The following is a 20,396-nucleotide window of genomic DNA, read 5'->3' as shown; positions in this document are numbered from 1 at the left end:
TTCAGACCCACCGACGAGGAGTTGACCGCCCGATGACCGATTCGACCGGCACCGCTGAGCCCGCCAGGCCCGCTGATCCCGCCGAGCCCGCCGCGCCCGTCGGCGAGCGCGAGGCGTTCGCCCGGGTGCGCGCCGAGGTGGCCAAAGCCGTCGTCGGCCAGGACGGCGCCGTCACCGGCCTTCTCGTCGCCCTGCTGACCGGCGGGCACGTGCTGCTCGAAGGCGTTCCGGGCGTGGCGAAGACCCTGCTCGTGCGCTCGCTGGCGGCCTCGCTCTCGCTGCAGTCGAAGCGCCTGCAGTTCACGCCCGACCTGATGCCCGGCGACGTGACCGGGTCGACCGTCTACGACGCGAAGTCGTCGTCCTTCGTCTTCCGGCACGGGCCGGTGTTCACGAACATCCTGTTGGCGGACGAGATCAACCGCACACCGCCCAAGACGCAGGCCGCGCTGTTGGAGGCGATGGAAGAGCGCCAGGTGAGCGCCGACGGCGAGACGCTGCCGCTGCCCGATCCGTTCCTCGTCGCGGCCACGCAGAATCCCATCGAGTACGAGGGCACCTACACGCTGCCCGAGGCGCAGCTCGACCGGTTCCTGCTCAAGGTGGTGCTCGAGGTTCCCGACCGCGACACCGAGTTCGAGGTGCTCCGCCGCCACTCGGCCGGCTTCGACCCGCGCGCGCTGAACGCCGCGGGCATCCACCCCGTCATCGACGCGGCGCACGTGCTGCGCGCCCGCCGGTCGGTGCGCGATGTCGGCGCCGGCGCCGACGTGCTGACCTACATCGTCGACCTGGCCCGTGCCACCCGGCAGAGCCCGTCGGTGCGGCTCGGCGTCAGCCCGCGCGGTGCGACGGCGCTGCTCGCGGCGGCCAAGGCCTACGCCTGGCTCGGCGGCTACGACGCCATCACGCCCGACCACGTGCAGGCGATGGCTCCTGCGGCCTGGCGGCACCGCTTGCAGCTGCAGCCCGAGGCGGAGCTCGAAGGGGTGTCGGCCGACGGCATTCTGCGTTCCGTGCTGCAACAGGTGCAGGTTCCCCTGTAGGGGCGAGACGTGGCCGTCAGCGGGCGTTTCGCCGTTCTTCTCGCCGTGGGGCTCGTGCCCCTGGTGATCTTCGGCGCGTCCTCCTCGATCGCTTACCTCGTGCTGGCGTGCTGGCTGGTGTTCTGCTGCGCGCTGGGCGTGATCGACCTGTTGGCGGCATCCTCACCGCGACGCGTGCGCATCGAGCGGATGCTCCCGGGCCGCGTCCGTCTCGGCGAGAGCGTCACCGAGACTGTCGCGGTCACGAACCTCGGCCCTCGCGCCCTGCACGGCACGCTGCGCGACGGCTGGTCGCCGTCGGCCGGGCTCTCGTCATCCCGCGTGGCGCTGCACGTGCCGGCCGGCGAGCGACGGATGCTCAGTCTCACGCTGACCCCGCGCCGCCGCGGCACCCGCCGCGTGGGCTTCGTCGCCATCCGTTCCCTCGGCCCGCTCGGTCTGTTCTCACGTCAGGCCACACTCGCGGCCCCCGGTGAGTTGAGGGTCCTGCCGCCGTTCCTCTCCCGCAAGCATCTGCCGTCCCGGCTCGCGCGACTGCGCGAGCTGGACGGGTCCGCGGCGGTGCTCGTGCGGGGCGAGGGAACCGAGTTCGACTCGCTGCGCGAGTACGTCGCCGGCGACGACGTGCGCTCCATCGACTGGCGTGCCACGGCACGCACGGCCTCGACGGCGCGCGCCGGCTCAGGCATCATGGTGCGCACCTGGCGCCCGGAGCGCGATCGCCGCGTCGTGATCGTGATCGACACCGGGCGCACGTCGGCAGCCCGCATCGCGGACGAGCCGCGCATCGACACGGCGTTCGAGTCCGCGCTGCTGCTGGCGGCCCTTGCCGATCGCGGCGGCGATCGCGTGGACATCCTCGCGTTCGACCGCCGCATGCGCGCCCGCATCATGGGCGCCAAGGGTGCCGAACTGCTCTCGCGCACGGTCACGGCGCTGGCCGATGTGCAACCCGAGCTGATCGAGAGCGACTGGGCGGCGATCCCGGCACAGGTGCGGTCCCTCACCCACCGGCACGCTCTCGTGGTGCTGCTGACGGATGCCTCGGCTCCCGCATCCTCGAGCGGCCTCCTGGCCGCCCTCCCGCAGCTCACCCGATCGCACACCGTCGTCGTCGCGTCCGTCGCAGACCCGGAGCCGGCTCGTGCCGCCCGACGACGCGACACGGTCGACGAGTTCTACCTCGCTGCGGCGGCGGAGCGGGCCATGCTCGAGCGGGATCGCGTCGCGCAGGCGGTGCGGCAGCTCGGCGCCGATGTCGTCTCCGCGGAGCCGGCCGAGCTGCCGCCCGCGCTGGCCGACAGGTATCTGGCGCTGAAGGCATCCGGCCGGCTCTGAACGCGAGGGCCTGAACACGCCGGCAGACACGCGGAACGCCCGCACGAGCATCCATGTCAGATGCCGGTGCGGGCGTTCTGCAGTGTGGCTACTTGTTGGCGAGGTCGAAGCGGTCGAGCTCGGTGACCTTGACCCATGCGGCGACGAAGTCGTTCACGAACTTCTGTGCGGCGTCGTCGGCGGCGTACACCTCGGCGACCGCGCGCAGCTCGGAGTTCGAGCCGAACACGAGGTCGGCGCGGGTGCCGATCCACTTCTGGTCACCGGTCACCAGGTCGCTGCCCGCGAAGGCGTGCGATCCCGGGTCGACGGGCTTCCACTGCGTGCCCATGTCGAGCACGTTGACGAAGAAGTCGTTCGTGAGCACGCCGGGGCGGTCCGTGAAGACGCCGAGTTTCGAGCCGTCCCAGTTCGTGTCGAGGGCGCGCAGACCGCCGACCAGCACCGTCATCTCGGGCGCCGTCAGGTTCAGCAGGCTGGCCTTGTCGACCAGCAGGAACTCGGCGGGCAGGTCCGCCGCGGCGGCCATCGGTCCGACGTAGTTGCGGAAGCCGTCGGCGACCGGCTCGAGGTAGGAGAACGAGTCGACGTCCGTCTGCTCCTGCGTGGCATCCGTGCGTCCCGCACGGAACGGCACGACGACGTCGAACCCGGCGTCCTTGGCCGCCTTCTCGACGCCGGCGTTGCCTGCCAGCACGATGAGGTCGGCCAGCGACACCTTCTTGCCGTCCGCTTCGTGGGCGGCGTCGAAGCGCTCCTTGACGCCGCGCAGCACCTCGAGCACCTTGGCCGAGCGCACCGGGTTGTTCGCCTCCCAGTCCTTCTGCGGGGCGAGGGCCAGACGGGCACCGTTGGCGCCGCCGCGCTTGTCGCTGTTGCGGAAGGTCGACGCCGAAGCCCACGCGGTCGCGACGAGCTCCGACACGCTCAGACCCGACGCGAGCACCTCGGCCTTCAGCGACGCGACATCCGCGGTGTCGACGAGCGCGTGGTCCACGGCGGGCACGGGGTCCTGCCAGATGAGCTCCTCGGTGGGTGCGAGCTTGCCCAGGTACCGGGTCTTCGGGCCGAGGTCGCGGTGCGTCAGCTTGAACCATGCACGGGCGAACGCGTCGCCGAATGCCTCCGGGTCGTCCTTGAACTTCTTCGAGATCGGCCCGTAGATCGGGTCGAACCGCAGCGACAGGTCGCTCGTGAGCATGCGCGGCTCGCGACGCTTCGTGGCGTCGTGCGCCATCGGCACCATGTCGGCGCCCTCGCCGTTCTTCGGTCGCCACTGCTTGGCGCCGGCCGGGCTGTCCATCAGCTCCCACTCGTAGGCGTAGAGGATGTGGAAGAACTCGTTGTCCCAGCGCGTCGGGTGATAGGTCCAGGTGACCTCCAGGCCGCTCGCGGTCTGGTCGTCGCCCTTGCCGGTGCCGTGCGCGTTCTTCCAGCCGATGCCCATCTGCTCCATCGGAGCGTCTTCGGGAGCAGGGCCCACGAGGTCGGCCGGCCCCGCGCCGTGCGTCTTGCCGAACGTGTGGCCGCCGGCGATGAGCGCCACGGTCTCCTCGTCGTTCATCGCCATGCGGGCGAACGTCTCGCGGATGTCGCCGGCCAGCTCGAGCGGGTCGGGGTTGCCGCCCACGCCCTCCGGGTTCACGTAGATGAGCCCCATCTGCACTGCGGCGAGCGGGTTCTCGAGCTCGCGCTTCTCGCCGGGCGTGTAGCGCTTCTCGTCGCCCAGCCAGGTGTTCTCGGAACCCCAGTAGACGTCGTCATCGGGCTCCCAGGCATCCACGCGGCCACCGGCGAAGCCGAAGGTCGTGAAGCCCATCTGCTCGAGCGCCACGTTCCCGGCGAAGATCATCAGGTCGGCCCACGAGATCTGCTTGCCCCACTTTTTCTTCACCGCCCACAGGATGCGCCGCGGCTTGTCGAGGCCGGTGTTGTCGGGCCAGCTGTTCAGCGGCGCGAACCTCTGCTGTCCGCTGTTTCCGCCGCCGCGGCCATCCGTGACGCGGTAGGTTCCGGCGCTGTGCCAGGCCATGCGGATGACGGACGGACCGTAGTTGTCGAAGTCGGCCGGCCACCAGTCCTGTCGGGTGGTGAGGGCCTCCTCGATGTCCTTGCGCAGCTCGTCGAGGTCGACGTTCGCGAAGTTGGCGCGGTAGTCGAAGCCGGCGTCGAGCGGGTTGGTCTCCGCGGGGTTCTTCGCCAGCACGCGCAGGTTCAGGCGGTTCGGCCACCAGTTGCGGGCGCTCGAGCCGCCGGCCCGGCTCACGCCGTGCACGACGGGGCAGGTGGCCTCCTCGGCCGCGACCGCGTGCTCCTCGTCGGTGGGCGTGGGGATGATGCCCTCAGACTCGTCGATGACGTTGTCGGTCATGTGGTGTCCCTTCTCGGTGATGGAAGATGTCTCGATCGGCGGGTAGCCGGTCGGCGGGTACTCAGTCGGCACTTGTCGTTCGGTCATCGGTCGCCGTTCGGCCGGCGTCCGCCGCTCGGTCTGCGTCCGGTGCGCAATCGGCGCACGTTCCCCAGAACGTGACCTCCGCCTGCTGCACGACGAAGCCGTGGTCGTCGTTCGGCGTCAGGCACGGCGCTTCGCCGACCACGCAGTCGATGTCCTCGACGCGCCCGCAGACCTGACACACCAGGTGGTGGTGGTTGTCGCCGACGCGCACCTCGTAGCGTGCAAGCGATCCGGCGGGCTGTATGCGCCGCACGAGGCCCGCTTCGGCCAAGGTGCGCAGGCCGTCATAAACCGCCTGGTGCGACACACTCGGAAGTGCGGCACGGGTGGCGTCGAGGATCGTCTCCGTGTCTGCATGCGGATGCGACTGCACGGCTTCGAACACGGCCAGCCGCGGCTCCGTGACGCGCAGGCCCAGCGTGTGCAGGGCATCGTGAAGGTCCGGATTCACCGACTCGATCATTCGCCACCCCGTACTGATGTCATCCGTGCTTGTCACGCACAGTCACGGCATCGAGACCGATGTGATCGGCACCGCCGTCGCCGCTTATCTTGATTGATTCAGGATAACACGACCCGCAAGTACACGACACGCCCGCCGGCGGGCGAGTTCGCGGTGCGGCGGTGTCCTATCGTGCGACAAGGACGAGCGTGTCGTCTCTTCGGCGTGCTCGGAGCAGAGTCATTCTCAGACCGACGGGGGGAACGTCATGTCCGAAGCAACTACCGCAGTCAGTCCGCCGAAACCCGCCTACCGCTCGAGGCTCTTGGCCGAAGCCCTGGGCACGCTCGTCCTCGTGTTCGGAGGCGTCGGCACGGCGATCTTCGCCGCAGGATTCAAGAACGGCGTCGGCGGCCTCAACGTCGGCTTCCTCGGCGTGGCGCTCGCGTTCGGCCTCACCGTGCTCGTCGGCGTATACGCCTTCGGACCGATCTCGGGAGGTTACTTCAACCCGGCGATCGCGCTGGGAATGGCGGCGGCGGGACGTATCCCGTGGCGTGATGTGCCGGGCTACATCGTCGCGCAGTTCGTCGGCGGCATCATCGGCTCGTCGCTGTTGTTCTGGATCGCGTCCGACGGGCCGAAGGGCTTCCTGCACAAGACTGTCGCCTCCGGTTTCGCGTCGAACGGCTACGGCGAGCACTCGCCCGGCGGGTTCGGCATGGGCGCGGCCATGATCATCGAGGTCATCCTCACCGCCGTGTTCCTCTACTCGGTCATCGGCAGCACGAGCAAGCTCGCCTCGCCCGGATTCGCCGGCCTCGCGATCGGCCTCACGCTGACGCTGATCCACCTCATCGCCATCCCCGTCGACAACACGTCGGTGAACCCGGCACGCTCGCTCGCCGCCGCCATCTACGGCGGGCCCGACAACCTGGCGCAGGTCTGGCTTTTCCTGATCTTCCCGTCCATCGGAGGACTGCTCGCCGGCTTCACGTTCAAGCCCATGATGGGCGGCATCGCCAAGGCGCGCTCCTCGCTGTCCTGACGCTGTCCTGACGCTGTCCTGGCGCCGGCCTGGCGCCGGCCTGCCAGCATGTCCACGGTGCGCCGCACGGACTTCGGTTCATGCGGCGCACCGTTGTCTGCGCTCAGCGCGAAGGCTGCGTGCGCTCGGCACGAAGGCTGCCCGCGCTCGGCCACGAAGAACGCTACGCGGCGACGAGGCGGCGACCACCGGCATCCGGCTCGGCGAGGTCTCCGGTCTCACCGGCCAGCACGGCTCGCCGTCCCAGTACGAGCATGTAGACGAGGAACGCGGCGAGTGCGAGCGCGCCGATGGTGATCTTCGCCCAGACCGGCAGCGGTGACGGCGTGACGAAGCCCTCGATGAGGCCCGAGCAGAACAGGCTGATCGCGGTGCCCGCCGCCACGGCGATGAGCGTGCGGCCCTCCTGGGCGAGCGCCTGCCCGCGGGTGCGGGCGCCGGGCGCGATCCAGGCCCAGAAGATGCGCAGTCCGGCCGCCGCGGCGACGAAGAGCGAGGTGAGCTCGAGCATCCCGTGCGGAAGGATGTACGAGAACATCACATCGAGGTGGCCGAAGTGCGCGAAGATGCCGGCCGCGACGCCCACGTTCACGGCGTTCTGGATGATGATGTAGGGCACGTAGACGCCCAGGATGCCGAACGCGATGCTCTGCGCCGCCAGCCACGCGTTGTTAGTCCACACCTGGCCGGCGAACGACGCGGCGGGATTCTTCGAGTAGTAGTCGATGAAGTCGTGGTTCATGTACTGCTTGAGGTCCGCCTCGTTTCCGACGGCGGCGAGCGCTCGCGGATCCGAGACGAGCCACCACGCGGCGAGCGCCCCGATCACGATGGTGCCGACGGCGACGGCGAGCGTCACCCAGCGCACCCGGTAGAGGGCGGCCGGCAGCACGATGACGAAGAACCGTGCCACGACGCCTGCGGCGCTCGAGCTCGCGCCGGTGAAGCGCAGCCGGGCGTGTGCCAGCACCGTGGAGAGCCGGTCGGTGTACGCGCTGTCGCCGTCGGCGGAGCTGAGCGCCGAGAGCTGCGAGGCGGCCGCCTGATACGACGCGATGAGGTCGTCGGATGCCTCGCCGTCGAGCCTGCGCCGCCTCGCGAGCGCGTCGAGGTGCTCCCACTCGGCGCTGTGGGCGGCGGCGTACGCGTCGGCATCCATGACTGATTAGATGGTAGCCATGACGAGCGCGACGGCGGGAACGCCGCGGTACGTCGACACGTCGGCGACCGAGTACGGCGACGGTGATCTTCAGCTCACCGGTGAGGCGGTCGCGCTCGACGCGCGGGCCACGAGCTACATTCTGCGCGCGGCCGGGCTCGTCATCGACGTGGTCGCGGCATACGTCGTGCTGTTCCTGCTCTTCTTGGCGCTGTCGGCGGCCGGATCGCTGCTCGACGCCTCGGCGACGGCAGCGATCCAGGTCGTGATCATCGTGCTCGTGTTCCTCGTCGCACCCACCCTCGTCGAGACACTCAGCCACGGTCGCAGTCTCGGCAAGCTCGCGATCGGCGCCCGCATCGTGCGCGACGACGGCGGGGCCGAGAAGCTCCGTCACGCGTTCGTGCGCTCTCTGATCGGCGTGGTCGAGATCTACATGACCTTCGGCGGCATCGCCGCCTTCGCCGGTCTGTTGTCGCCGCGTTCCAAGCGCATCGGCGACCTCATGGCCGGCACCTATTCCCAACTGCAGCGGATGCCTCCACCCCCGCCGCCTGCGCCCCCTCTGCCCGCATACCTGTCCGGCTGGGCCACGGTCGCGGACGTCGCCGCGCTGCCGCCACGGTTGGCGCGCCGCATCGCCGAATTCCTCCGCCATGCCGCAACTCTGACCCCGGATGCCCGCCTGCGCGTCTCGACAGAGCTCGCGCGTGAGGCATCCCCGTACGTGTCCCCGCTGCCGAACACCGACGCGGAGTCGTTCGTCATCGCCGTCGCCGCCGTGCGGCGCGATCGGGAGGCCGCGGCTCTGCGCGGAGAGCGTGCACGCCTCGACTCCGTCGCCGCGGCGCTGAAGGCGATGCCGCCGGGCTTTCCACGCCGCTGAGGGGCGGCTCGGCTCGGCTCGGCTCGGCTCGGCTCGGCTCGGCTCGGCTCGGCTCGGCTCGGACCAGCATCCACTCAGAACGGAATACGCAAAACGCGCAGTTTGCGTAAATTGCGACACCCGGCGCGAGACCCGCCACAGGCATCCGATTCCACCAGCTGTGCGCGGCCATCACTAATCGGCAGCCGACGTGGCCTCATCGCAGCGGCACGCGGCCAGCCCGCCGCCGCCTCACATCGACAGGACAATCGCCCGAGAACATGCCGAGGTGGCATGTTCTCGGCAGGAGAGCGCGGTCTGTCATGTTGACCTACCGCGCCGGCCGATCAACAACTGATCGGGACCGAGGTGTCTAGTACCGCGCGACCGAGAGCTAGTACCGATAGTGGTCCGACTTGTACGGGCCCTCGACCGGGACTCCGATGTAGGCCGCCTGCTCCGGGGTGAGGGACGTGAGTTCGACGCCCAGGGCATCCAGGTGCAGACGCGCCACCTTCTCGTCGAGCACCTTCGGCAGCGTGTGCACGCCGAGCGGGTAGGCGTCGAGGTTGCGGTGCAGCTCGATCTGGCCGAGCACCTGGTTCGCGAACGAGTTGCTCATCACGAACGACGGATGCCCCGTGGCATTCCCGAGGTTCATCAACCGACCCTCGCTGAGCACCAGCACGCTGCGACCGTTCGGCAGCCGCCACTCGTGCACCTGGGGCTTGATCTCGATTCTCGTCGCACCTTCGAGCGACTCCAGCGCCGCCATGTCGATCTCGTTGTCGAAGTGTCCGACGTTGGCGACGATCGCCAGGTGCTTCAAGCCCAGCAGGTGTTCGAGACGCACCACGTCCTTGTTGCCTGTGCCGGTGATCAGGATGTCCACCTCGCCGATCACGGACTCCAGCCGCGACACCTGGAAACCGTCCATCGCCGCCTGCAGCGCATTGATCGGGTCGACCTCGCTCACGATCACGCGAGCACCCTGGCCGCGCAGCGCCTCGGCGGCGCCCTTGCCGACGTCGCCGTAGCCGGCCACGAAGGCCACCTTGCCGCCGATCAGCACGTCGGTGGCACGGTTCAGCCCGTCCACCAGCGAGTGCCTGATGCCGTACTTGTTGTCGAACTTCGACTTCGTCACCGAGTCGTTCACGTTGATGGCCGTGAACAGCAGCTTCCCGTCGCGCTCCAGCTCGTACAGCCGGTGTGCGCCCGTCGTCGTCTCCTCGGTGACGCCCACCAGGTCGGCCGCGATGCGAGTCCATCGGTCGGGCATCTGCGCGAGGGATTCGCGAAGCGTGTCGAGAATGACGCGATATTCGTGCGAGTCGCCGGCAGCGGCATCCGGAACCGCACCCTCGCGCTCGAACTGCGCACCGAGGTGCACGAGCAGCGTGGCGTCACCGCCGTCGTCGAGGATCTGGTTCGGCCCGATGAAGTCAGCACCGGATGCCTCTGTCGACGACGAGGCCTGCGCCCGAGCCTCCGCACTCCAATCGAAGATGCGGCTCGTGCACCACCAGTACTCTTCGAGGCTCTCGCCCTTCCAGGCGAACACGGGAACCCCCTGCGGGTGCTCGACAGTGCCGTGCGGGCCGACCACGACGGCGGCCGCCGCTTCGTCCTGCGTGGAGAAGATGTTGCAGCTCGCCCAGCGCACTCGGGCGCCGAGCGCCACGAGCGTCTCGATGAGCACCGCGGTCTGCACAGTCATGTGCAGGGAGCCGGCGATGCGCGCGCCGGCCAGTGGCTGGGCATCCGCGAACTCGGCACGCAGCGCCATGAGCCCGGGCATCTCCTGCTCCGCCAGCCGCAGCTGGTGACGCCCGGCCTCCGCCAGGGCCAGGTCGCGCACACGGAATTCGAACGGATGCGATGTCGTGTCGGCGACCTCGGGAGCGGTGAGAGAAGTCATGCGCCCATTCTCTCAGGGCCGCAACCCGCTCAGGGCCGCGATCCCCGACGCCGGCGCGAGTGTTACGGCTCGCCGACCACCTGATGACGCACGACCTGCCAGCCCTGCGGCGCCGAGAGGCGGTCCGCGTGCACAGCGCATAGATCGTAGGTATGCGGCTCGTGCACGATCGAGAGCGGACCGAGCACCACCATCGAGTCGGCGTAGTCGTACGTCAGCGTGGCCACGGCCTCACGAGAGCACGCGACCTTGGAGCACGTTCGAGCCGTCATCAGGGCACCAGACTACTCGGCTCCACCGTCGTCGCACGGCGTCGACGCGGCCGGTCCGGTGCGACACCGCTCGGACCGTCACTGCGCCGTAGGATGGTCGGCATGCCTCGATCCCGTCCCGTGCGGTACGCGATGCCGGCGCGCCGATCGGATCGCCACGGTCGCGGGGCGCGCGGGCCGGTCACCGGACCGCACCTGCCGTTGCTGCAGGACCGCATCGACGTCTTCGAGATGACGGTCGCGACCACCGCCGACTTCCTGAAGGGCGTCTGGCCGGACGAGCTCTCCGACATGCGCGTGCTGATCGCCGCGGCCCCGTCTGCCGCTCTCGGATACGACGAGGTCCAGCGCTGGGGCGTCGACCCCGCGCACAAGACGATCACGCTCTATCGCGTCCCCATCGAGCGGCTCGCCAAGCTGCACCGCGACGACGACCTGCACCGCAAGCTGCTCGTCGAGAGCTGCGTCTTCCGCGCCGTAGCCGAAATGCTGGGCCGCGACCCGTGGGACCTGGCCCCGGGGCGCTTCGGCCACTACTGAGCGCGTCCCACCGACCGCAGCCTATTTCGGGTACACCACGATCGGTTGAGCGAGCGGTCCCGGCGGGTTGAGCGCGAAAGCCGACGACGCGGCATCCGCCGTCAGGCTCACGGATGCCCGCAGCCCCTTCGTGCCGTCGAGCGTGTACGTCTGCTGCGCCGAGACCGTGACGGCGACCGCCTTGCCGGAGGCGACCGTGACCGAGTGCGTGCTTCCGCCGGTCTCGCTCACCTTCACCGTGGCATCCGTGTCGCTGTCGTTCACCAGGTGCAGCTTCGGCGATGCACCAGACGGCACCGCCAGCAGCGTCCTGTCGAGCAGTGGAGCGGATGCCACGAACCACGCGAAGTCCTGCGTCGCCGCCTCCGCCTGTTCGGTCGCCGACCCGCCCGACTTGGTCGCCGCGGCATCCACAGTGCGCGCCGCCGCGACCACCGGCTGATCGGATGCCACGCGCACGGTATAGGCGCCGTCGATCAGGTGATCGAACGTCACCTCGCGCACCGTGCCGCCCTGCAGCGTGATGCTCTGCGTCCCGACGATGCCCGCGTCGGTCTCCGACGTCGCGGTGACCGTCACGTGCGCCTCGGTCGTGCCCGGCACCAGCAGCCGAACCGAGGGCAGGCTGCTGGACGCGCCTTCGGCTCCACCGGCGGCGCGCGCGACGTTGGCCACCGTCATGCCGGGGATGACCAGGTGCTTCGCCGGAGTCGCCGTGGGCCCGACGAGCTCGACGCCCTGCGGGGCGAGGCCCTGCACCGTGCTCTGCTGCAGCGAGGCGAGCACGCTCCCGCCGGAGGCCTGCACGTGCACCACGGATGCCTGCGCGTTCGGCACGATGCCTGCGAGCGGCACGACGAGCTGCGACTGCGCCCGCACGACGAGCCCTCGCGCGCCCGGCGCCTCCGCCTGACCCGCCTCCGTGTACACCGTCAGGTTGACCGTGGCCTGCACGGCCGACGGGTTGCTCAGCATGATGAGGCTCGTGGCGCCGAGGGTGGTCGCCCCCGCGACGAGCCAGCCGTCGGACGTGGCCTCTCCGCACGAGGATGCCGCCAGTCCGGCGATGTCCGCCTCGGTCGCGTTCTGCGACTGCGCACCCGCGATCAGCGGTCGTTCTCCCCCGTTCTTCGACTGCGTGGCGATCACACGCGGGGCGCCGCCACCGCTCACGTTCGGCGTCTTCAGCGAGCGCTGCGTAATGGAGGTGGAGGCGTCGGTCGTGATGGACGGAGATCCGATCGAAGACAGCGACGAGGCATCCGTCGCGTCGGCGAGGTCGAGGAGGCCACCGGGGCAGACCCGCTGCTGGTCGGCCGCGACCGGCGTCACCTTGGCAGCCGGCGGCGTGACGCGCAGCGTGGGCAGTGGCACCAGGGCCGCTCCGACGAGCGCGCCGGCCGCGACGGCGACGCCGATCACTCCGGCCAGGATGCGCACGCCTCCGCGGGCGATCGAACGCTTACTCGGCATTGCGGTCCCCCTCGCTCACGGTGTCGGCATCCGGTTCTTCGGTGACTCCGGCCCCCGGCTCGATGCTCGCCTGAGACTCGATGCTCGCGTCGGACTCGGTGCTCGTCTCGGACTCGATGCTTGCGTCGGGCTCGGTGCTCGCGTCGGACTCGGTGCTCGCGTCTGGCTTCGCACCCGACGACGGCTCCGCGCCCGCCTCGGACTCGGCGCTCTGCCCGACGACGGGTGTCGGCGCGGTCTCCGTGGTGGCCTCCGAGTCGGTCCCGCCGCTCGCGGCGTCGACCGCCTGGCGCTGTTCGTCTGTGACGGATGCAGACTCGACCGTCTCCGGATCTGTCGTCTCCGGATCTCTCGTCTCCGACTCTGCGGCCTCCGACGTTGCGGCCTCCGACTCGGTCGGCTCCGGCTCTGCCGGATCCGGCTCAGGCTCCGGTTCCTTCTTCTTCGCCCTCTGCCCCAGCACCTCCGCGGCGGTCGGACGCCGCAGGGTGCCGCGCTCCGTGCGCCCGGTCGGCAGGGCGAGCAGCAGCGTGAGGCCGAAGACGACGCCAAGCGCGATCAGCACTCCGACGCGCAGCCAGCCACCGGCATCCGCGGGCACAGCCACCGTCGCCTTCTGGCGCGGCACGCTCCACAGCACGGAGTCGTCGGTCGACGCCACCTGCGTGAGCACCGGGTTGCCGTCCAACGCGGTCTCGGCGCGCAGTTGCGTCTGCGACGACGGTGAGATGCCCTCGCCTGCGGTCGTCTGGAGCATGACGAACGAGATGCCGAAGTGCTTCAGCAGCGCGGTGGAATCCAGCCCGCTGGTCGAGGCGAGGTTGCCGGCGAGAGCGGCCAGCTTCTTCTCGTCCGGCGAGAGCGTGCGAGTCGTGTCGCTGAGCGTGCTCTGATCGTCGAGCGTGTCGCCCGTGCCGTGCACGAGCTGCGCGGCGAGCGAGCCGTCGTCCTGGGGCGTGAGCAGCAGCGTGCCCAGGCGGGGCTTGGTCTCTGCCTGCGCCGCGGCGTACGCCGGCAGGGCGTTCGCGACGCCTTCCGTGATGGAGGAGGTCTGCAACGGCACAGCGATCGCCAGGGGCGCCACCGCCACCGCGGCGAGCGCCACCGTCACGGTGGCCGGCGCGATGGCGAAGCGTCCCATTGCCACCAGTGCCATGGTCGCCGCCGCGATCAGGCCCAGCCAGTAGAGACTCAGCGCCGGCCCGGGGAAGAGCGGCACGGCCTGCGATCCGGTGGTCGCCACCGAGACCTGCAGCGCCAGGATCGCCGTCGCGAAGCCGAGCAGCGCGCCCACGAGACACAGCGTCGCGCGGATCGTGCCGCGCAGGAAGAGCGACAGCAGCGCGAGAATCGCGATCGGCGCCATCAGGATCGGCACCACGATCGACGGCACCAGGCTGCTCAGCCCGAATATGCTCATCAGGCTCTGCCAGCCGCCGAGGTCGGCGTCAGCGAACCCGAGTGCGGCGTGCAATGGATGCCCGGTGGCACCCGGCAGCGGAACTCCCGGATCCGCGAACACCGCCAGCGGCGTGCCGCGCACGACCTGCTGCCACACGAGCGGCGCGAACAGCACGAGCGCCGGAATCGGCACGAGCAGCACGCGCACGACCCCGCGTCCCGCCAGCGCAGAGCCGATCACCCAGATGACGAGCAGCGCAGGTGCCAGCGACGGCGAGCATGCCAGCACCGCCGCGGTGAGGATGCCCGTGGTCGCCGCCGCTGCCCAGGACCGTTTGGCCGCCGTACCCGCGTAGAACAGCCACGGCAGCAGCACGTGCACGATCACCGCGGCGGGCCGGCCCTGCTGCAGCGCGTCGAACAGCATCGGCGCCAGCGCCCAGACCAGCGCGAACGTCGCGCGCAGCACCGGCCGATGCGTGAGCCGGGTGGAAAGGAACCACGCGCCGAGCGCGCTCAGCGGCAGTGCCGCGAACCAGAGCAGCACGAGCGAGAACGACGGCTGCCAGAACGTCAGCGAGCCCAGCACCGCCAGCACTCCCGTGAACGGGTCCGCGGCGCCGACGAATCCGATGCCGATGTCGCGCCAGCCGTATCCGAGGTTGGCCCAGAGCCCGCCGACGCCGTTCAGCGGCAGCAGGCCGCCGCCGCCGAGCTGCGACGTGCCGAGGAACGGCGCGAACAGGGCGATGCTCATCAGAACCATGGCGAGCACGACCCACGCGCCGCCCCCGGTGAAGAAGTTCACGTCGCGACGCTCGCCGTGCATGCGCACGAGGCTGGTCTCGCGGCGCAGGGCGCGCATCCTCCGCACCTCGGCGCGCGGGATGCGCAACGGCGCGATGGCCTTCCACTTGACCGCGCGCACTCGCTTGATCGCCGATCGCGCCTGGCCGACGTGACCGCCTCCGAACGCGGTCGCGAACGCCGCCGCGAACTCGCCGCCGATGAGTCCCGGCTGCTTGCCGATCAGGAACAGGAGCGAGCGGATCACCGCCAGCGGCACCAGCGAAAGCCAGTGGAAGGCGAGGGCGAACGCGGGCGCATACGCCATGCGGCGATGCAGCTGAGCGGCGCGCTTCTGCCGATGCTGCCGGCGGCGTACCCGCCCCTTCGGCGTGCGTGCCGGCACACTCACGCCGTCCCCTGCCGACGCGACCCGGGCCGCGGGCACGATCACGACGCGATGCCCCGCCAAGCGGGCGCGCACGCAGAGGTCGAGGCCGTCATCGAACACGGGGAGCGCGGGGTCGAAGCCGCCCAGCTTCTCCCACACGCTGTGCCTGATCAGCATGCCCGCCGACGGCACGGCGAGCATGTCGCTCGTGCGGTCGTGCTGCGCCTGGTCGAACTCGTCCTCGACAGGCACGATCGTGGCGCCGAAACGTGTCATCGAGACGCCGAGCTCGCGGATGACGGCGGTCTCGTCCCAGTCCACGAGCTTCGGGCCGGCGATGGCGACCGACGGCGAGACCGCGACCGTCTCGATGAGGCGGGCGAGGGCATCCGGCTCGGGCGCGGCATCCTGCCCGAGGAACCACAGCCACTCGTCGTCGGAGGTGGCAGGCGGTACCACGCGTGAGGCGACGGAGAGGGCGGTGCCGTACGGGAGCTTCTCGTTGGATGCCAGCAATTGGTCGGCTGCAGCGCCCGCAGCGACGCTCGTGGTCGCCTCGTCGGAGAGCACGCCGAGCACCACCAGGGAGTCCACGGGGCGGGTCTGGGCGGAGAGCGCATCCACGGTTCGTCGCAGGTGCTCTGCACCGCGGTGCGCGACGAGGATGGCGGTGACTGTCGGAGGCATCGCGGACAGCCTAGGCAGTCGCTCGCCGTTTACCGCGGACCGGGGTCGCGTGCTCCGTGAATTGGTCGGCCGGGCGTTCCGACCGTCCCGGCGCGAGCGAGCGCTCGTGCCCCCCTGAGCGTTCGTGCTCCCTGAGCGAGCATTCGTGCTCCCTGAGCGAGCGTTCGTGCTCCCTGAGCGAGCGTTCGTGCTCCCTGAGCGAGCGAAGCGAGTCGAAGGGGCCCTCCCGCAGACCACTTCGACTGCGCGCTCCGCACTCCGCTCAGCGAGCTCGCGCAGACTCCGCGCTACGCGCTCGCTGCGCGAGCACGATCACTCCCTCAGCGAGCGGCAGCGCGCTGCGCGCCCCTTGTCAGACCGCGCGCTTGCGCAGCTTGCGACGTTCTCGTTCCGAGAGGCCGCCCCAGATGCCGAACCGCTCGTCGTTCTGCAGTGCGTATTCCAGGCACTGCGCGCGCACTTCGCACGACTCGCAGATCTTCTTCGCATCCCTGGTCGAGCCGCCCTTTTCCGGAAAGAAGGCTTCAGGGTCGGTCTGCGCGCACAGCGCATCCGATTGCCACGCCAGAGGATTTTCTTCATCCTCTTCACCGCGCGACGAAACCCCCGGCACCCCCAGCCGAATGGGATCGACGAACCAGTTATCGGGTACCCCCGGTCGATATTCGCTATTCGCCATATCGATCTCCCCACCTGTGTTGCCACGTGCTCAGCACGCTCCCCTAATTACACCGGTGTAGTTCGCTTTTCGTCAAGTCGCGAATCGTAAAGGCTCAACCCATGCTGGAGGGTTTGCGACGCGCCGAAGAACGGGCAACGATCTCAGCCGGCCGACGTCGCCGCCGCCTCGCGCGCTCTCCACGCGCTCGAGACCATGTCGGCGAGCGAGTGCCGCATCTCCCACTCGAGGTCGCGTGCCGCCAGTTCGCCGGAGGCGACGATGCGCGCCGGGTCACCGGGACGACGCGGCGCGATCTCCGGCGTGAAGTCGATGCCGGTCACCTCGGCCACGGTCGTCATGATCTCGCGAACCGAGACGCCGTCGCCGCTGCCCAGGTTGTACGCGGGCTCGAGCCGGTCGCCCGCCTCGAGCCGGCGGGCCGCGGCGACGTGCGAGTGCGCCAGGTCGGCGACGTGCACGTAGTCGCGCACGCAGGTGCCGTCCGGCGTCGGATAGTCGTCGCCGTTGATGCGCGGGGTGCGACCGGCCAGAAGGGCGTCGAACACGAGCGGGAACAGGTTGTGCGGACTGGTGTCGTAGAGGTCGTCGTCGCCGGAGCCGACCACGTTGAAGTACCGCAGGCTCGTGTGCTTGATCCCCTTCGCGACGCCCTGGTCACGCAGCAGCCACTCCCCGATCAGCTTCGACTCGCCGTAGGGCGACTGCGGGTTCTTCGGGGTGTCCTCGGTGACGAGCTGCACGTCGGGCGTGCCGTACACGGCCGCCGACGACGAGAACACGATGGTGTCGACGCCCGCCTGCTCCATCGCCCCCAGCAGCGTGGCCGTACCCGTCACGTTCTGCTCGTAGGTGTGCAGCGGCCGCTGCACCGACACGCCCGCGTACTTGAAGCCGGCGATGTGCATGACACCCGTGATCGAGTGCTGCGCGAAGACATCGGCGAGCAGCGCTCCATCGAGGATCGTGCCGCGCACGAACGCCGTCTGCGGCGCCACGAACGACTCGTGGCCGCTCGAGAGGTCGTCGATGACGACGGTATCGATGCCGGCCGCCCCGAAGGCGCGCACCACGTGAGAACCGATGTAGCCGGCACCGCCGGTCACCAACCAAGCCATGGCATCCAACCTACCGGCGCGAGAAGACCTCGATTCACGCCAGCCGAATGCCCGCAGCCGAGGCGAATGGTCCGGCAGACCGCCGGTGTCTCGACCGACGCCGGCCCGCCCGCTCAGCCGTTGTGCTGCGCTACGAACAGCTCCGCGTCGCCGTGCAGCGCGAACGCGAGGTTCGCCTCGTCGGGCGAGACGAAGTACGCCTGGCCGCGCTGGATCGTCACTGCTGTGCTCGACCCCTGCACCGAGGCCGACCCGGCCGTGCAGAGCACGATGGCCGGACCGGTCAGCTCGAGCGAGGCATCCCCTCGCACGTGCGCGAGCTCGAAGTCGGGCACGTCGGGCTGGAACAGCTCCAGCGCTCCCGTGCGCGAGGGCGCCAGCAGGGGCGCAGGCACCGGCGTGAAGTCGAGCACGCGCAGCAGCTCGGGCACGTCGATGTGCTTCGGCGTGAGTCCGCCGCGCAACACGTTGTCGGACGCCGCCATCAGCTCGATGCCCGTACCGTTCAGGTACGCGTGGATGTTCCCGGCCGGCAGATACAACGCCTCGCCCGGCTGCAGCGCGACTCGGTGCAGGAGCAGGGCGAGCACGACCCCGGGATCACCGGGGTAGGCATCCGCGATCACACGCACCACGTCGAACTCCGCGGCCTCGGTGCCCCGCGGCGAGCGTGCGATCGCCGTCGCCTGCGCCACGATCTCTTCAGCGGCCTCTCCGCCGCCGAGCAGCAGGCCGACGGCGGCCCGCAGCGCGGTCTCATCGTCTTCTGCCACCGCGAGCATTCCGCGCAGCACGTCCACCTCGTCGATCGGCAGGTTCTGCGCCCGCCCGGTGGCGATCATGCGGTCCAGCACCGAGAGCGTCACGGCCACGTCGCGAAAGCCGCAGAGCGCGTCGAACGGCGTGAGGGCGAAGATCAGTTCGGGCTTGTGGAACGGATCCTTGTAGTTGCGTTCCGCGGAATCGATCGGGACCCCGAGCTCGTTCTCGCGCGCGAAGCCCTCACGGGCCTGCTCGGGCGACGGGTGGGCTTGGATGGAGAGCGGTCCGGCCGCCGAGAGCACCTTGAGCAGGTAGCCGAGGCGTGGCCGGCCCTCGTACGACTCGCCGGCGCGCCAGTCGGGGCCGAGCGTCTGCGCGGGCTCCGCCGCGATCAGCTCGGGCAGCGTCGTCGCTTCCGGCGTCGGCGGCACGAGCACGCTCGGCGATGCGGGGTGCGCGCCGAGCCAGAGTTCCGCCTCCGGCTTGCCCGATGCCGGGCGGCCGAGCAGGTCGGCGATGCCGTGCAGGGAACCCCACGCGTAGTCGCGAGGAACGTTGTCGATGCGCACGAACATCCTGGCCTGCCCTTCCGAGACGGTCTGTGGCAGAGTACCAATCCCCGTGAGTGCCGGCCCACTCTGCCCCGATACAGTGAACCCATGGCCTTGCAGTCCGCGCCGGTGACGGCTACCCGCACCGCGCCCTCCGGGCAGGGCTGGATGCTCGCGTTCGCCGGCTTCACGTTCTTCACGCTGTTCGCGGGCGACTTCTGGCGCGACAGCATCAGCTGGACGGGCTGGCTCATCGTGGTGCTGCTCTGCCTGGCCGGCAGCATCGCGTTCCTGGTGCGCACCAAGCCCCGGCTGCCGCCGCGCAAGTGGCCGAAGACGCTCGTGCTGTTCCTGCTGCTCTGCGTGGTCTCGATCGCGTGGTCGTCGTACCGGCTCGAAACCGTGCTCGGCGCCATCGCCCAGCTGGCGACGGCCACCGCCGGCGTCTTCTTCGCACTGTGCCTGAGCTGGGAGCAGGTGCTGCGCGCGCTGGGCGCCGCGTTCCGCTGGATCATCGGCCTCTCGCTCCTCTTCGAGCTGTTCGTCTCCGTCGTGATCCGGCACCACGTGCTGCCCATCTTCACGACCTACCAGTACCCCCCGGGCAAGCTGCCCGACGCCTTCTACTGGAGTCGCGACCTGCTGTTCCACGGCGGCAAGATCCAGGGCATCGTCGGCAACAGCGACATCCTCGGCATGATCACGCTGTTCGCGCTGATCGTGTTCGGTATCCAGCTGGCCGATCGCACCGTGAACCGCACCGCCGGCATCGTGTGGCTCGTGCTGGCCGCCGTCACGTTCCTGCTCACGCGGTCGTCGACGGTGATCGTGGCGCTGCTCGCGACGGCGCTCGTGCTGCTGTTCGCGTGGTGGGGACGCAGCGTTCCGCAGAGCAGGAGGGTGCCGATCTACGCGACGGGCGCCGCCGTGATCGTGGTGGGGGTGGCATCCATCACGCTGTTCTGGTCGAGCATCGCGGGGCTGCTCGGCAAGAGCGCCGATCTCACGGGCCGCACCGACATCTGGGCGAAGGTGATCGACCTCGCGCAGCAGAAGCCGGCCTTGGGGTGGGGCTGGGTGAGCTACTGGGCGCCCTGGGTGGAGCCCTTCAAGGGCCTCGCCATCAGGCACAAGGTGGAGTACCTGCAGGCGCACAACGCCTACCTGGATGTCTGGCTGCAGATCGGCATCGTCGGTCTCGTGATCTTCATCCTGCTCGTGCTCGCCACGTTCGGGCGCGCGTGGTTCATCGCGGTCGACCGTTCCCCGCTGGATGCCCGCGGCACCGTCGCCGAGAACGTTCCGTACACCGCGCTCACGCTGCTCCCCCTGCTGGTGATGGCCGCGATGATCGCGCAGTCCTTCGCGGAGAGCAGGATGCTCATCGAGGCCGGATTCGCGTTGCTCGTGCTGCTGAGCGTGAAGACGAAGCTGGGGCGTCCGTAGATCGCGGCTCGTG

The 20,396-nt window shown here is 69.8% G+C and carries 16 protein-coding genes; 6 read left to right on the top strand and 10 right to left on the bottom strand.

The annotated features are described in order from the left end of the window. Nucleotides 1–32: 32 nt before the first annotated feature. A complete protein-coding gene (locus H623_RS0114185; protein ID WP_022901588.1) occupies nucleotides 33–1,046 on the top strand; it encodes an AAA family ATPase in 1,014 nt (337 codons plus the stop codon). Nucleotides 1,047–1,055: 9 nt separating this feature from the next. Next, nucleotides 1,056–2,384 (top strand): DUF58 domain-containing protein, encoded by a 1,329-nt coding sequence (locus H623_RS0114180; RefSeq protein ID WP_022901587.1) that lies wholly within the window; start codon nucleotides 1,056–1,058, stop codon nucleotides 2,382–2,384. An 88-nt stretch (nucleotides 2,385–2,472) separates the two neighbouring features. Here H623_RS0114180 and katG read toward each other — a convergent pair whose 3' ends face one another. Both katG and H623_RS0114170 read right to left on the bottom strand, forming a co-directional pair. Continuing rightward, entirely contained in the window at nucleotides 2,473–4,755 is a 2,283-nt protein-coding gene (gene katG, locus H623_RS0114175; RefSeq protein ID WP_026940374.1) for a catalase/peroxidase HPI, read from the bottom strand. A gap of 61 nt (nucleotides 4,756–4,816) precedes the next feature. Next, nucleotides 4,817–5,305 carry a Fur family transcriptional regulator gene (locus H623_RS0114170; protein WP_022901585.1) on the bottom strand — a complete coding sequence of 163 codons (489 nt, stop codon included), beginning with the start codon at nucleotides 5,303–5,305 and terminating at the stop codon, nucleotides 4,817–4,819. A gap of 247 nt (nucleotides 5,306–5,552) precedes the next feature. Between H623_RS0114170 and aqpZ the strand changes: the two genes are divergently transcribed. Continuing rightward, nucleotides 5,553–6,332 (top strand): aquaporin Z, encoded by a 780-nt coding sequence (gene aqpZ / locus H623_RS20140; protein ID WP_022901584.1) that lies wholly within the window; start codon nucleotides 5,553–5,555, stop codon nucleotides 6,330–6,332. A gap of 163 nt (nucleotides 6,333–6,495) precedes the next feature. On the opposite strand, the gene H623_RS0114155 is transcribed toward aqpZ, so the two are convergent. Then, nucleotides 6,496–7,491, bottom strand: a complete 996-nt coding sequence (locus tag H623_RS0114155) for a stage II sporulation protein M (protein ID WP_022901583.1) — start codon at nucleotides 7,489–7,491, stop codon at nucleotides 6,496–6,498. 19 nt (nucleotides 7,492–7,510) lie between these two features. On the opposite strand from H623_RS0114155, the gene H623_RS20135 reads away from it, so the two are divergent. Continuing rightward, a complete protein-coding gene (locus tag H623_RS20135; RefSeq protein ID WP_022901582.1) occupies nucleotides 7,511–8,377 on the top strand; it encodes an RDD family protein in 867 nt (288 codons plus the stop codon). 373 nt (nucleotides 8,378–8,750) lie between these two features. Here the strand turns inward: H623_RS20135 and ahcY are convergent, their stop codons facing one another. Both ahcY and H623_RS0114140 read right to left on the bottom strand, forming a co-directional pair. Further along, nucleotides 8,751–10,277: an adenosylhomocysteinase gene (gene ahcY, locus H623_RS0114145; RefSeq protein ID WP_022901581.1), complete on the bottom strand. Its 1,527-nt coding sequence runs from the start codon at nucleotides 10,275–10,277 to the stop codon at nucleotides 8,751–8,753. Between the two features lie 62 nt (nucleotides 10,278–10,339). Then, complete coding sequence (locus H623_RS0114140) at nucleotides 10,340–10,549, bottom strand: DUF3499 family protein (RefSeq protein ID WP_022901580.1); 210 nt, start codon at nucleotides 10,547–10,549, stop codon at nucleotides 10,340–10,342. 102 nt (nucleotides 10,550–10,651) lie between these two features. Between H623_RS0114140 and H623_RS0114135 the strand changes: the two genes are divergently transcribed. Then, nucleotides 10,652–11,089: a metallopeptidase family protein gene (locus tag H623_RS0114135; protein ID WP_026940372.1), complete on the top strand. Its 438-nt coding sequence runs from the start codon at nucleotides 10,652–10,654 to the stop codon at nucleotides 11,087–11,089. A 21-nt stretch (nucleotides 11,090–11,110) separates the two neighbouring features. On the opposite strand, the gene H623_RS0114130 is transcribed toward H623_RS0114135, so the two are convergent. The 5 genes from H623_RS0114130 to manA form a co-directional block, all read right to left on the bottom strand. Then, nucleotides 11,111–12,562, bottom strand: a complete 1,452-nt coding sequence (locus tag H623_RS0114130; RefSeq protein WP_022901578.1) for a DUF5719 family protein — start codon at nucleotides 12,560–12,562, stop codon at nucleotides 11,111–11,113. Then, a complete protein-coding gene (locus tag H623_RS20130; RefSeq protein ID WP_022901577.1) occupies nucleotides 12,552–15,827 on the bottom strand; it encodes a glycosyltransferase in 3,276 nt (1,091 codons plus the stop codon). Before H623_RS20130 ends, H623_RS0114130 begins: the two co-directional genes overlap by 11 nt. Nucleotides 15,828–16,179: 352 nt before the next feature. Continuing rightward, nucleotides 16,180–16,506 (bottom strand): WhiB family transcriptional regulator, encoded by a 327-nt coding sequence (locus H623_RS0114120; RefSeq protein ID WP_084486048.1) that lies wholly within the window; start codon nucleotides 16,504–16,506, stop codon nucleotides 16,180–16,182. 143 nt (nucleotides 16,507–16,649) lie between these two features. Continuing rightward, complete coding sequence (galE, locus tag H623_RS0114115) at nucleotides 16,650–17,624, bottom strand: UDP-glucose 4-epimerase GalE (protein WP_022901575.1); 975 nt, start codon at nucleotides 17,622–17,624, stop codon at nucleotides 16,650–16,652. A gap of 113 nt (nucleotides 17,625–17,737) precedes the next feature. After that, the gene (gene manA / locus H623_RS0114110) at nucleotides 17,738–18,961 is read right to left on the bottom strand and encodes a mannose-6-phosphate isomerase, class I (RefSeq protein ID WP_022901574.1); all 1,224 of its coding nucleotides are present in this window, start codon (nucleotides 18,959–18,961) and stop codon (nucleotides 17,738–17,740) included. 84 nt (nucleotides 18,962–19,045) lie between these two features. On the opposite strand from manA, the gene H623_RS0114105 reads away from it, so the two are divergent. Then, nucleotides 19,046–20,383: an O-antigen ligase family protein gene (locus tag H623_RS0114105; protein WP_026940370.1), complete on the top strand. Its 1,338-nt coding sequence runs from the start codon at nucleotides 19,046–19,048 to the stop codon at nucleotides 20,381–20,383. Nucleotides 20,384–20,396: the final 13 nt, after the last annotated feature.

The sequence above is a fragment of the Humibacter albus DSM 18994 genome (genome assembly GCF_000421825.1).
Lineage (GTDB): Bacteria > Actinomycetota > Actinomycetes > Actinomycetales > Microbacteriaceae > Humibacter > Humibacter albus.
Note: the sequence above shows the minus strand (reverse complement) of the source record. Positions and strands in the feature narration are given on the sequence as shown.

Bases quoted from the DNA above. Each gene is read 5' to 3' on its own strand.
- aqpZ (WP_022901584.1), top strand. From the start codon at position 5,553: ATGTCCGAAGCAACTACCGCAGTCAGTCCGCCGAAACCCGCCTACCGC.
- H623_RS0114155 (WP_022901583.1), bottom strand. From the start codon at position 7,491: ATGGATGCCGACGCGTACGCCGCCGCCCACAGCGCCGAGTGGGAGCAC.
- ahcY (WP_022901581.1), bottom strand. From the start codon at position 10,277: ATGACTTCTCTCACCGCTCCCGAGGTCGCCGACACGACATCGCATCCG.
- H623_RS0114170 (WP_022901585.1), bottom strand. From the start codon at position 5,305: ATGATCGAGTCGGTGAATCCGGACCTTCACGATGCCCTGCACACGCTG.
- H623_RS0114135 (WP_026940372.1), top strand. From the start codon at position 10,652: ATGCCTCGATCCCGTCCCGTGCGGTACGCGATGCCGGCGCGCCGATCG.
- galE (WP_022901575.1), bottom strand. From the start codon at position 17,624: ATGGCTTGGTTGGTGACCGGCGGTGCCGGCTACATCGGTTCTCACGTG.
- H623_RS0114130 (WP_022901578.1), bottom strand. From the start codon at position 12,562: ATGCCGAGTAAGCGTTCGATCGCCCGCGGAGGCGTGCGCATCCTGGCC.
- katG (WP_026940374.1), bottom strand. From the start codon at position 4,755: ATGACCGACAACGTCATCGACGAGTCTGAGGGCATCATCCCCACGCCC.
- H623_RS0114105 (WP_026940370.1), top strand. From the start codon at position 19,046: ATGGCCTTGCAGTCCGCGCCGGTGACGGCTACCCGCACCGCGCCCTCC.
- H623_RS0114185 (WP_022901588.1), top strand. From the start codon at position 33: ATGACCGATTCGACCGGCACCGCTGAGCCCGCCAGGCCCGCTGATCCC.
- H623_RS0114140 (WP_022901580.1), bottom strand. From the start codon at position 10,549: ATGACGGCTCGAACGTGCTCCAAGGTCGCGTGCTCTCGTGAGGCCGTG.
- H623_RS20130 (WP_022901577.1), bottom strand. From the start codon at position 15,827: ATGCCTCCGACAGTCACCGCCATCCTCGTCGCGCACCGCGGTGCAGAG.
- H623_RS0114120 (WP_084486048.1), bottom strand. From the start codon at position 16,506: ATGGCGAATAGCGAATATCGACCGGGGGTACCCGATAACTGGTTCGTC.
- H623_RS20135 (WP_022901582.1), top strand. From the start codon at position 7,511: ATGACGAGCGCGACGGCGGGAACGCCGCGGTACGTCGACACGTCGGCG.
- manA (WP_022901574.1), bottom strand. From the start codon at position 18,961: ATGTTCGTGCGCATCGACAACGTTCCTCGCGACTACGCGTGGGGTTCC.